Origin of the sequence: Rhizobium sp. Leaf384, from assembly GCF_001424065.1 — a bacterium.
In the GTDB taxonomy this organism is placed as follows: domain Bacteria; phylum Pseudomonadota; class Alphaproteobacteria; order Rhizobiales; family Rhizobiaceae; genus Ferranicluibacter.
Map to the genome: position 1 here is coordinate 827,580 of NZ_LMQE01000001.1, position 11,977 is coordinate 839,556.

General features: G+C 65.9%; 11 protein-coding genes. 4 read left to right on the plus strand and 7 right to left on the minus strand.

Annotated elements, in window-relative coordinates; genetic code table 11:
• Positions 1 to 17: 17 nt before the first annotated feature.
• Positions 18 to 629, plus strand: a complete 612-nt coding sequence (locus tag ASG25_RS03840; RefSeq protein WP_062469439.1) for a GNAT family protein — start codon at positions 18 to 20, stop codon at positions 627 to 629.
• Between the two features lie 53 nt (positions 630 to 682).
• The gene (locus ASG25_RS03845) at positions 683 to 3,544 is read left to right on the plus strand and encodes an EAL domain-containing protein (RefSeq protein WP_062472088.1); all 2,862 of its coding nucleotides are present in this window, start codon (positions 683 to 685) and stop codon (positions 3,542 to 3,544) included.
• A gap of 202 nt (positions 3,545 to 3,746) precedes the next feature.
• Here the strand turns inward: ASG25_RS03845 and ASG25_RS03850 are convergent, their stop codons facing one another.
• The 3 genes from ASG25_RS03850 to ASG25_RS03860 all read right to left on the minus strand — a co-directional run bounded on the left by ASG25_RS03850 (position 3,747) and on the right by ASG25_RS03860 (position 6,316).
• Positions 3,747 to 4,856, minus strand: coding sequence for a putative zinc-binding metallopeptidase (locus ASG25_RS03850; RefSeq protein WP_062469440.1), 1,110 nt, complete (start codon positions 4,854 to 4,856; stop codon positions 3,747 to 3,749).
• Between the two features lie 419 nt (positions 4,857 to 5,275).
• Positions 5,276 to 5,467, minus strand: a complete 192-nt coding sequence (locus ASG25_RS03855) for a CsbD family protein (RefSeq protein WP_062469441.1) — start codon at positions 5,465 to 5,467, stop codon at positions 5,276 to 5,278.
• Between the two features lie 249 nt (positions 5,468 to 5,716).
• The gene (locus tag ASG25_RS03860) at positions 5,717 to 6,316 is read right to left on the minus strand and encodes a YqgE/AlgH family protein (protein WP_062472091.1); all 600 of its coding nucleotides are present in this window, start codon (positions 6,314 to 6,316) and stop codon (positions 5,717 to 5,719) included.
• A gap of 232 nt (positions 6,317 to 6,548) precedes the next feature.
• Here ASG25_RS03860 and ASG25_RS03865 point away from each other — a divergent pair, with 232 nt between their 5' ends.
• Together ASG25_RS03865 and ASG25_RS03870 are read left to right on the plus strand one after the other, a co-directional pair.
• Entirely contained in the window at positions 6,549 to 7,541 is a 993-nt protein-coding gene (locus ASG25_RS03865) for a protein-disulfide reductase DsbD domain-containing protein (RefSeq protein WP_062469442.1), read from the plus strand.
• Between the two features lie 121 nt (positions 7,542 to 7,662).
• Positions 7,663 to 8,148 carry a peroxiredoxin gene (locus ASG25_RS03870; RefSeq protein WP_062469445.1) on the plus strand — a complete coding sequence of 162 codons (486 nt, stop codon included), beginning with the start codon at positions 7,663 to 7,665 and terminating at the stop codon, positions 8,146 to 8,148.
• Positions 8,149 to 8,373: 225 nt separating this feature from the next.
• On the opposite strand, the gene rnhA is transcribed toward ASG25_RS03870, so the two are convergent.
• The 4 genes from rnhA to ASG25_RS03890 form a co-directional block, all read right to left on the minus strand.
• Positions 8,374 to 8,832 carry a ribonuclease HI gene (gene rnhA, locus ASG25_RS03875; RefSeq protein WP_062469448.1) on the minus strand — a complete coding sequence of 153 codons (459 nt, stop codon included), beginning with the start codon at positions 8,830 to 8,832 and terminating at the stop codon, positions 8,374 to 8,376.
• A complete protein-coding gene (locus tag ASG25_RS03880; RefSeq protein WP_062469451.1) occupies positions 8,829 to 9,809 on the minus strand; it encodes a homoserine kinase in 981 nt (326 codons plus the stop codon). The genes rnhA and ASG25_RS03880 overlap by 4 nt, the downstream gene beginning before the upstream one ends.
• A 78-nt stretch (positions 9,810 to 9,887) precedes the next feature.
• On the minus strand, positions 9,888 to 10,928 hold the full coding sequence (ispH, locus tag ASG25_RS03885) for a 4-hydroxy-3-methylbut-2-enyl diphosphate reductase (RefSeq protein ID WP_062469453.1): 1,041 nt from the start codon (positions 10,926 to 10,928) through the stop codon (positions 9,888 to 9,890).
• A 269-nt stretch (positions 10,929 to 11,197) separates the two neighbouring features.
• Complete coding sequence (locus tag ASG25_RS03890) at positions 11,198 to 11,977, minus strand: SURF1 family protein (protein ID WP_062469456.1); 780 nt, start codon at positions 11,975 to 11,977, stop codon at positions 11,198 to 11,200.

Here is an 11,977-nt window from a genome sequence, read left to right on the forward strand (position 1 = left end):
GCGATGCGGAGGCGTTCATGACACGATCGGTGTTTCGGTTTCTGTCACGACAGCCGGACCCGGTCAGGATCGAGAACGACACGCATCTGCTGCGCCTGCCGCGCGGGTCCGACTACCGGCAATGGTTTGCGTTGCGGCGGGAGAGCCGTCCGTTTCTCGAGCCCTGGGAGCCGACATGGCGGGCGGAGGAAATGACCGAAAGCGCCTTCCGCGCTCGGGCGGTGCGCAGCGAGCAGGAATTCCAGTCCGGCCAGGCCGTTCCCCTGTTCGTGTTCGCCCGCGACACCGAGACGCTGCTCGGCGGCCTCACGATCGGCTACATCCGGCGCGGCGCAGCGCAATGCTGCATGATCGGCTACTGGATGGGCGAGCGTTTCGCCGGCCAGGGGCATATGTCCGCCGCGGTCCGGCTCTCCATCCCCTACATCTTTTCGACCCTTCAGTTGCACCGTATCGAGGCAGCCTGTATTCCGGAAAACGACAGGAGCATCCGGCTCCTTGAAAAGGCCGGCTTTCATCGCGAAGGCTACTTGCGGGAATATCTGAAGATCAATGGGCAGTGGCGCGACCACCTGATCTTCTCCCTTCTTTCGCGTGACATCGCGCCCAACAGGACTGCTAGCGAGTGACCCATCCCTTCCGTCCGACGCGTCTGCCGTCGATCCGCAGGCTGCCCGGGCTGATGCTGGCCCTGCTGCTCGCGATGATCGGGCTCGGCGGCGGCCAAGCCCATGCCATCGAGCCCGTGAAGATTTCGCGCGAGGATACCGCGCTCGACCTGACCGCGACGACCGAGATCTACACCGGCCGCGGCGAGGCCTTCCAGGTCTCCACGGCGCCCGGCACCGACGGCATCGTGCGGCGGATCGAGGTGCGCTCCAGCGCCGACAACCACCAGGGCGACTGGGCGGTGTTCGCGCTCGCCAACGTCTCGGAAGAGCAGCTCGACCGGGTGATCGTCGCGCCGCATTTCCGGCTGGTGAACTCGAAGATCTTCTGGCCGGACCTCGGCTCGCAGCGCATCCTCTCCATCACCCCGTCGGAAGGCTTCGCGCTCGACCGGCAGCCGAGCGAGGAAGCCGACGTCTTCCGCATCACGCTCAATCCGGGCTCGGTCATCACCTTCGTCGCGGAACTGGCGACGCCTGACCTGCCGCAGATGTATCTCTGGGAACCCGACGCCTACAAGGACACGGTCAACGCCTTCACGCTCTATCGCGGCATCGTGCTCGGCATTGCCGGCCTGCTCGCCGTGTTCCTGACCATTCTGTTCGTCGTCAAGGGCACCTCCATGCTGCCGGCGACGGCGGCCCTGGCCTGGGCGGTGCTCGCCTATATCTGCGTCGATTTCGGCTTCCTGTCGAAGCTGATCGCCATTACGGCGGGGGACGAGCGCATATGGCGCGCGGGAACCGAGGTGTTCCTGGCGGCGGGTCTCGTGATCTTCCTCTTTACCTATCTCAACCTTAACCGCTGGCACCAGCACCTCTCCTATGCGACGCTTGCCTGGATTCTCGGTCTCGGACTGCTCTTCGGCGTGGCGATCTACGACCCTGCGATCGCGGCGGGCATTGCGCGCATTTCCTTCGCGCTGACGGGCACGGCCGGCATCTTCCTGATCGCCTATCTCGGACTGAACCGCTACGACCGCGCGATCCTGCTCGTGCCGGCCTGGCTTCTGACGCTGGTCTGGCTGTTCGGCGCGTGGCTGACGGTCACCGGGCGGCTGTCGAACGACATCGTCCAGCCCGCGCTCGGCGGCGGGCTCGTGCTGATCGTGCTGCTGATCGGCTTCACCGTCATGCAGCATGCCTTTGCTGGCGGCGCTTACAGCCAGGGGCTGTTTTCGGACCTCGAGCGCCAGTCGCTGGCGCTGACGGGCTCGGGCGACACGGTGTGGGACTGGGACGTGGCGCGCGATCGGGTGGTGACCATTCCCGACGTGTCGCAGCAGCTCGGCCTTACGCCCGGCGCCATGCACGGCCCCGTGCGCAACTGGCTGCCGCGGCTGCACCCCGACGATCGCGACCGCTTCCGCGCAACGCTCGACATCCTGCTCGAGCACCGCCGCGGCCGTCTCAATCATGATTTCCGGATCCGCGCGGAAGACGGGCACTATCACTGGCTCTCGATCCGCGCGCGGCCGGTGCTCGGCGCCAACGGCGAGATCATCCGGTGCGTCGGCACGCTGGTGGATATCACCGAGCAGCGCAACTCGCTCGACCGGCTGCTGCACGACGCGCTGCACGACAACCTGACGGGCCTGCCCAACCGGCAGATCTTCCTCGACCGGCTGCAATCGATCCTGGCGCTGGCGCCGGGTGCGAACGGCGTGCGCCCGACGGTGATCGCGATCGACATCGACCGCTACAAGCAGAACGTCAACGACGTGCTCGGCATCGCGGCTGGCGACAACATCCTGATCGCGCTGACACGGCGGCTGCGGCGGCTTCTGAAGCCGCAGGACACGCTGGCGCGGCTCGGCGGCGACCAGTTCGGCCTGATCCTCATCTCGGAGCGCGATCCGGCCAAGGTGGCGGACTTCGCCGAGGCGATCAGCCGCGCCATCATGGTGCCGATCAGCTTCGGCAACCGCGAGATCAACCTGACGGCCTCCGTCGGCCTGGTCTCCTGGGTGGACCAGAGCCAGAGTGCGGCCGGGCTCCTGGACGATGCCGAACTGGCGATGTTTCGGGCCAAGAAGGCGGGCGGCAACCGCGTGGAGCCCTATCGGCCGGCCTTCCGCACCTCCGGCACCGATCGTCTGCAGCTCGAGACCGACCTTCGCCGCGCGATCGAGCGCAACGAGCTCAGCCTCGTCTACCAGCCCATCGTGCGCCTGAGCGACGCGGAAATCGCGGGCTTCGAGGCCCTGATGCGCTGGGACCATCCGAAGCGCGGAAGCATTCCGCCGTCCGAGTTCATTCCGATTGCGGAAAGCTCCGAGGTCATCAACCAGCTCGGCCTCTTCGCCTTCGAGCGGGCGACGAGCGATCTCGGGGAATGGCAGATCCAGACCGGACAGCTGCCAATCTTCGTCTCGGTCAACCTGTCGAGCGGCCAGCTGCTCAACAACGACCTGCACGACGACATCCGCGCCATCCTCCACAAGAACCGCTGCGATCCCGCGCAGATCATGGTGGAGCTGACGGAATCGCTGATGATGGAAAACCCCGAGCAGGCGCGCCTCGTGCTGCAGAAGCTGCGCGACAGCGGGCTGAAGCTCGCGCTCGACGATTTCGGCACCGGCCACTCGTCGCTCGCCTATCTCACGCGCTTCCCCTTCGACACGATCAAGATGGACAAGGCGCTGGTGAAGGACGAGAGCGACAAGCGCACCATCCTCCTGCGCTCCGTCATCAACATGGCGCGGGAGCTGGACATGCAGGTCGTGGCGGAAGGCATCGAGTCCGAGGAAGACGCGATCCAGCTCGGACAGATGGGCTGCCACTACGGCCAGAGCTTCCTCTTCGGCCCGCCGATCGCCTCCGACCTCATCCAGCGGCTGCTGAAGGAGCGGTTTCCGTTGATGAAACGGGCCTAAGGCATGTCGCCCGAGATACAGCGGTTTCGGGAAACGGCATGCAGGACACAAGACTTCGAAGCGCGTTGCGGGAATCCTTTTTCACGCAACGCGCTTTTCGCATAACGGCGGGACCCGCACGCGCCGGCGGTTAACCAGCACGTTGCGGATCGCGACGGGCGAGACCGGCTGCGCTTGCCGGCTCACCCCTGGCAGCTTGATTTTAAGCCGCCGTCTGCACGGGCTTTGCTGCGCCAGTCAACTCCCCCCGGCCGGCCTTGCGGATCAGGCGGTTGAGGAACTGGAGCTTCTGGACGACCGGGATCGAGAGCACGAAGGGATAGCTGTCGGTCTGTCCCATCGAGCGCTGGATGCTGTTCAGGGCCACGCTCAAGGGAACCCAGGCATCGACCAGCGTCTGCGCGTCCTGGACGTTGTAGGGATCGAAATCGACCTCGGCCGCCATTTCCTCGTGACGGCGCGGGTCGGTCGAGAGGCCGAAGGAGCGCGCGGTTTCCAGCGTATCGACGATATGGAAGAAATGCGCCCAGCACTCGGCGAAGTCCTCCGACGGATGGCAGCTGGCATAGGTCGAGATGAAGCGGTTCTGCCAGTCGGCCGGCGGTCCCTGCTCGTAGTTGCGCTGGAGGGCGGCCGCATAGTCCTCGCGTTCATCGCCGAAAAGGGCGCGGGCCTCCGCCAGCGTTTCCTCGTCGCGGCAAAGCTGGGCGAAGTAGAAATGGCCGATCTCGTGGCGGAAATGGCCGAGCAGCGTGCGATAGGGCTCGCCCATGGACACGCGGATGCTTTCCCGCGTGGCATCGTCGGCTTCCGCCGCGCGCAGGCTGATGAGTCCGTCTTCGTGACCGGTCATCGCGGCCTGGACGACATTGCCGTTGGCATCAACCTCGTCGGCGAGGAAATCGAACACCAAGCCGCCCTGCGGATCGACGTCGCGACCCGGACGCGGCAGGTTCCAGCGCAGGAGCGAGTAGAACAGGTGGCGCTGGGCCTGCCCGATCTTCTGCCAGCGCTGCACGCCTTCCGGATTGTCCGTGACGGGGACGATGTGATTGTAGCTGCAGGCGACGCAGTAGGTGTTCGCACTCTCGGCCGGGACGAGCCAGTTGCAGATATCGTTCATGGCATTGGCGCAGAACCGAACGGAGGTGTCGGCCGCGCCGATCACGCTCCACAGGTCGCCACCCGCCGGTGCCAGCGCCTTCATGGTCAGGGCGCCGGTGTCGAAACCCAGCCTCGAGCCGCAATTCACGCAGGTTCTATTGTCGAAATGGACAGAATTTCCGCAATTCGTGCAGGTAAAAAGCTTCATGGTCGTATCGTCCCTGTGCCATCCCCGCGGGTCGGCTGCTGTTTGATGTGGCTTGGTATATGGGTCTGAATGGATGCTTGCTCAAATGGGTCGATCTTGTCTGCGCCGGCCTAACCCTGCCCTCGCCGAATTTGGTTGGGCAAAGCCGCCGTCCCCAGGACCTTGCCAGCGCCGTCTTTGCGGTCCGCAGGCCTCCGGCGACGTGACGCCGGCCATCCGCGCCGTTGAGACGCCCTGAACACGGGCGGCTTAAACGCGGTATTTTGATCCTTGACGACGGGCCCTGGGGCCAGACGAGGAAATGCCCGCCGGCGCGAAGCACAGCGGGCATTCGGCGCACATCGCCATCCAGTTGAACCCGTCAGGACGGCGACGGTTGCGCACCTCGGTGCTACGGCACGCGCCGTAGCGAAACTTTCCTAGAGGCGATCGACGGCACCCTTGACGGTGTCCTTCGCCTTGCCGGAAGCCTGCTGGACTTCGCCCTTGACTTCCTGTGCCTTGCCTTCGGCCTGCAGGCGCTCGTTGTCGGTCATCTTGCCGACGCCCTGCTTGACATTGCCTGCTGCCTCGTTAGCGAGACCGGATACCTTGTCGGACATGCTACCCATGTGCGTAACTCCCTGTCTTGGCAGCGCTGCTTGATTGCTGTGCCGCTTGCCTTGGAAACGGGGCGTCGGACAAAATGTTCCGCGATTTATTGATGATGCCGTCGGGAAACTTGCGTCTTTGGCCGCGACGTCATGACGGCATGAAGCACTTTGCGGAAAGGATCCGGCAAACGGCCAGACGCCGCAAGACCGCACGCAGAAAAGACACCAAGCCGTCAGGCGTAGCCGGCCGTCAGGCGTAGACGTCCGTCAGGCGTGGCCGGCCGTCATCGACAGCATGGCGGGGGCGACCCCCATTCCAGCGAGCGCGCGATCGTATTTGTCGCCGAGGTCGCGATCGAAGATCAGGTCCTCATTGGCCGGGCAGGTCAGCCAGCCATTGCCGGCGATCTCGGCCTCCAACTGGCCGGCGCCCCAGCCGGCATAGCCGAGCATCATCATGGCGCGCGAGGGGCCGGTTCCCCGCGAAATCGCGCGCACGATGTCGAGCGTGGCGGTGAGGCAGATGTCATCACTGACGGGAATGCTCGATTCGCTCAGATAGTCGTCGGAATGAAGCACGAAGCCACGACCGGTCTCGACGGGCCCACCGGTCTGGATCTGGAACGTGCGTGTGCGCTCCGGCAGCCGGATGGCCTGCAGGCGATCGACGATCTCGAGATGCAGCAGCACGTCGGGAAAGGTCAGCTGCTGCGGGCGATTGAGAATGAAGCCCATCGCGCCGTCGTCCGAATGGGCGCAGACGAAAATGACGGTGCGTGCAAAGTTGCTGTCGACCATGCCGGGCATGGCAATCAGGAATTGCCCATCCAACATGCCCCGTTCGCGGTTCTTCTGGAATGTCGCCATCATGGTACCCGTGCCCTTGTTCCCGGTTGAGATCTGTCCCGCCTTCTCGATGCCTGCCGTCGTCTGGTGTCCGTGTCGGTGTGCGATGCCTGCGCCGAAACCGTCCTCTCCTTCAGGAAGCTGGCCCAGAGGAAGCTGGCCCAGAGGAAGCTGGTTTGCTGCCGTTCGTTCCCTCGCTTGCGCAGGGTGGACGGGAAAGACGCGTTCTCTCAGGCCGCGTCTTCAAGAAAAAGTGCGCGACACCCAGCGCCGCCGCACCCTGCCGATCTTCTCCGATGTCGCCAAAACCGCTATGGCTCTGTCGATGATCGAGCGCCGTATCCTGCAGAGTTTGACCTATTCGTCCCGTGTGGCAACCCTTTTCGCCGTCTTTTTTTTCGCATGCGCAGCAGGCCCGGACACCGCATCGGCCGCGCGCAGCGCCTGGGTGGATACGGCCGGCGGCGGGATCCGGCTCGTCACGGGCGCGCGGCTGGCGGATGGCACCCTGCCGGCGATGCTGGAAATCCGGCTGGAGCCGGGCTGGCGCACCTACTGGACGGACCCGGGAGCAAGCGGCATTCCCCCGGAGGTGACGATCACCGCGACAGGACCGGGCGCTGATGACTTCGTCTATTCCGGCCTGCGGTTGCCGCCGCCGAAGCGGTTTGCAGAGGGGGATCTCACCTATACCGGCTACGACCAGCCGGTCGCCTTTCCGCTGCTTCTGAAGACCGGCACCGGGGGGTCGGGGAATTCGGGCGCATCCGGGGCCCTGACGCTGGAGGCCTCGGTGTTTCTCGGCATCTGCAAGAGCATCTGCATCCCCGTGCAGGCGCAGCTCGACGTCGCGCTTGCAGACGCGCAGGCGGGGGCGGCCGCGGACAATCCGCTGGACACAGCGCGCGTCCGATCCGCCTTTGCCGCCCTGCCCGCGCCGCCGTCACCGGATTTCAACGTGGCCGAGGCGCGCTTCGACGCAACCGGCCACGCGATCGCCCTGGCCCTGACGCTGCCGGAGGGTGCGACCCTGTCGGACGTCTTTCTCGCGGCGCCCTCCGGCTATGCGTTCGGCCCCCTGCAGAGCGAGACCGATGCGACAGGGCGGACGCAGGTCCGGATCCCCACCAAACGGCCGCTCAAGGCGTCGGGCCTTCCGGCCGACGGCAGCATCCGGGCGACGATCAGCGTGAAGCGGCCGGGCGGGATGGCGGCCATGGAAACGCCGCTTGTCTTCAAGCCCTGACCATCTATATCCTCGCTTTGCGCCGTCTCGGCGCACGGTTTTTCCACGGAGCCCGACCGCGCTCCGCGCCGTCACGCGAGCCCCATCCCCCCAAAGCCACTCCCTGAGCGAGGACCTCCCTTTGACCATTTCGATCGGCGACAAGATTCCATCCGCGACCTTCAAGGAAAAGACGGTCGACGGCCCGGTGGAGGTAACCACCGACGCCCTGTTTTCCGGCAAGCGCGTTGTGATCTTCGGCGTCCCCGGCGCCTTCACCCCCACCTGCTCGCTCAACCATCTGCCCGGCTATCTCGAGAACCGCGATGCGATTCTCTCCCGCGGGATCGACGACATTGCCGTCGTCGCCGTCAACGACATCCATGTCATGGGCGCCTGGGCCACCGCGTCGGGCGGCATGGACAAGATCCACTTTCTGTCCGATTGGGATGCGAGCTTCACCAAGGCGCTCGGCCTCGACATCGACCTGTCGGCCGGCACGCTCGGCCTGCGCTCCAAGCGCTATTCCATGCTGGTCGACGACGGCGTGGTGAAGACCCTGAACATCGAGGAAAGCCCGGGTCAGGCAACGGTCTCCTCGGCTGCCACGATGCTCGAGCAGATCTGACGATGGCCTGTGCGGCAGCCCCTCAACCGGCTGCCGCCACCCTCTCCCCGCGTGCGGGGCCAAGGGACAGAAAACACGGGGCAGGGAACAGGGGATACGGAGCACGGCGCTCGCCTCCCCATCATCGCCTGATGAAAGAGCCCCAGGCCGTGTTCTCGCGCAGGCCGTGTTCTCCCGCACACGGTCGCGGCAGCGGATCGGGAGCGGCCTGCTCCCGGGGCGATCTCACCCCAGCTTTACGCCACGCTTCGTCTTGAACGGTTCCATGCCCTTGCGGGCCAGTTCGTCCGCGCGCTCGTTCTCAGGGTGTCCGGCATGGCCCTTGACCCAGTGCCAGGTGACCTTGTGGGTGCGGTTGGCGGCGTCGAGCGCCTGCCACAGTTCGCCGTTCTTCACCGGCTTGCGGTCGGCCGTCTTCCAGCCGTTCTTCTTCCAGCCGTGGATCCACTTGGAGATCCCGTCCATGACGTATTTGCTGTCCGTGTGCAGGTCCACCTCGCAGGGCTCCTTCAGCGAGGTGAGCGCGGTGATGGCGGCCAGAAGCTCCATGCGGTTGTTGGTGGTTTCCGCCTCGCCGCCGCACAGGTCCTTTTCGGTCTCGCCATAGCGCAGCACGGCGCCCCAGCCGCCCGGACCCGGATTGCCCGAGCAGGCGCCGTCGGTGAAGATGTCGATATGTTTCATGCGTCGGGTTCCGAGATCGTCAGGCCATATTCGAGCGCCGAGTGCACCGAGCGGTGAAACTGCAGCTTGCGGAGATATTCGAGCGGGTCTTTCTTGACCACGAGCGCACCGGCCGGCGTCGTCAGCCAGTCGTAGAGCCGCGTGAGGAAGAAGCGCAGGGCCGAACCGCGGGCCAGCAGCGGCAGGGCCGCGATCTCGCCGGCCGTCAGCGCGCGGACCGACTGGTAGCCGGCCAGGAGCGCCATGCCCTTGGTCATGTTGAACGCCCCGTCCTTCTCGAAGCACCAGGCATTGAGGCAGATCGAGACGTCATAGGCGAGGAGGTCGTTGCAGGCGAAATAGAAATCGATGAGGCCCGAGAGATGTTCGCCGAGGAAGAAGACGTTGTCGGGGAAGAGATCGGCATGGATGACGCCGGAGGGCAGATCGCGCGGCCATTCCGCTTCGAGATGGTCGAGTTCGGCCGCGATCTCGGCGGCCACGCCGGGCTGCACCTCGTCGGCGCGGCCCTTTGCCTTGTCCCAGAGCGGGCGCCAGCCGGAGACGGAGAGCGCATTCTTGCGCGACAGGGCGAACCCCTCGCCGTCGACATGCATCTCGGCCAGCGCCCGGCCGACCTCGCGGCAATGGGCGGCCTCGGGCTTGCGCAGCCACATGCCCTCCAGAAAGGTGATCATGGCGGCGGGGCGGCCCGACAGCGTGCCGAGCAGCGCCCCGTCGGCACGCGCAAGCGGCAGCGGGCAAGTGAGCCCGCGATCGGCCAGGTGCTGCATCAAGCCGAGGAAAAACGGGAGATCGCCGGCATCCACCCGCTTTTCGTAGAGCGTGAGGATGTAGGCGCCCGTGGTGGTGTGGAGCAGGAAATTGCTGTTTTCCACGCCCTCGGCGATGCCCTTGTAGGAGGTGAGCTCGCCGACCTCGTAGGGACCGAGGAACTGCCGGAGGTCGTCCTCTGAGATATCGGTGTAGACGGCCATCGGGAGCGCCTCGCTTTCTGGAAGATCGGGGTATGGCCGGAGCCTGCGGTCCGGCCGTGGCTCAGCTTCCGGCGAGGCTCAGTCGCCGTTGACGAATGCCATGTCGGACGGGGTAAGCGGCACATGGCGCAGCTCGCGGTTGACGAGGAAGTTTTCGGTTTCCTCCACCGTATCGGCCAGTTCGACCACGGCATCGTAGCGCAGGCGAAACGCCTCGATGATCTCGTTGACGATGACCTCCGGCGCGGAGGCCCCGGCCGACAGGCCCACAGTGCGGATCTCGCCGAGATGGTCCCAGTCGATTTCGGCCGCGCGCTGCACGAGCACCGACTGGCGGGCCCCGGAGCGGAGCGCGACCTCGACGAGGCGCTTGGAATTGGACGAATTGGGCGCGCCAACGATCAGGAACAGGTCGCAGCCGGGCGCGGCCTGCTTCACGGCCTCCTGCCGGTTGGTGGTGGCATAGCAGATGCTGTCGGCCGCAGGCGCGGTGAGGTTGGGAAAGCGCTCGTGCAGGCGCTTGATGACGCCGGCGGTGTCATCGACCGACAGCGTCGTCTGGGTGACGAAGCCGAGATTGTCGGGATCCGGCGGGGTATAGGTCTCCACGTCGTCGACGGTTTCGACGAGCGAGACGCTGCCCTCCGGCAACTGCCCCATGGTGCCGATGACCTCGGGATGGCCGGCATGGCCGATCAGCACGACGTGGCGGCCCATGCGGTTGTGGCGCATGGCCTGCTTGTGCACCTTGGAGACCAGCGGGCAGGTCGCGTCGAGATAGAAGAGATTGCGCTGGTCGGCATCGGCCGGCACGGATTTCGGCACGCCGTGGGCCGAGAAGACGACCGGTTGCTTGCGGTGCTCCGGCGGAATCTCGTCGAGTTCCTCCACGAAGATCGCGCCCTTGGCCTCGAGCCCTTCCACGACATAGCGGTTGTGCACGATCTCGTGGCGGACATAGACCGGCGCGCCGAATTCCTTGAGTGCGAGCACAACGATCTGGATCGCGCGATCCACGCCCGCGCAGAAACCGCGCGGACCGCAGAGGCGGATCGTCAGCGCGGATTTCGACGAACCGGGCGCCTGCGAAGCGGGCTTGTCAGGGGCACGAAATTCCATGGATGAAGACGCCAAGACTGTGAACGGGAGTGCGAGCATCGCCCGACCGCCTGCACCGAACGGACGGGCGCAGGGAACGACGATGTCCCCTATATAGCGGCGCTGACACGGGGCACAAGAAAGAACAGCGGCCACCGCACGGCAAACCGGCAGGACTGCCGCCGATCAGCGGACGCCCGGCGCTTCCCCGCGCGGCCGTCGCGGGCCGCGTCGGCGCCCGCCTTCTGCCCTTCGCCGTTCCGCGCGTCCCTGGACACATGGGCCCCCGGCTACCTGGCCTCAAATCCGTGGCCCGGGCGCGCCTCGGCCCGCCGGCGAAAGACGAACACGCCGCTGACGGCAAGGAGGGCTGCCGCCAGACCGTACCAGGTCAGGGCATATTGGAGGTGGTTGTTCGGCAGGTCGAACTGGGTAACGCCGCCGACCGGCAGGCCGCCCGGATTGGGCGTCGCATCGGCATCGACGAAGAAGGGCAGCGTGCGCGCCGCCGAAAGGCCAGAGGCTGCCGTCATCGCCGTCCAGTCCTTCCAGTAGAAGATGTTCTTGGCGATGTCGTTTTCCGGCACGACCCAGGAGGGCTTGGCATCCAGCCGAGCGCGGGCAAGGCCCGTGATCGTCACCGGCCCATCGCGCTGGCTTCCCGGCCGGGTGGCGGGTTCCTTGCGCTCATAGGGCACGAAGCCGCGATTGACGAGGACGGCGCGGCCGTCGGCAAGCATCAGCGGGGTATAGACGTAGAAGCCCGTCTGTCCGTCATAGGTCGCAAAGAAATGCCGCTCGCCGCTGTTCCGGAACGTGCCGGAGAGGCGGACCGAGCGATAGTCGATCTCCGTGCCGGATACAGCCAAAGCGGCGATGGCATCGATGTCGGCGGGCGGGGCATGGCGCCGCTCGTCGATCGCGGCCAGCAGGCCCTCCTTCCAGTGGAGGCGCTGCATCTGCCACGTGCCGAGCCCGACCAGCGCCGCAAACAGGCCGACGAGCAGGATGCCCGACAGCAGGCGGGCCACAGGCCCGCGCAAACGGCGCGCCGGGCCGGACGATGCCAT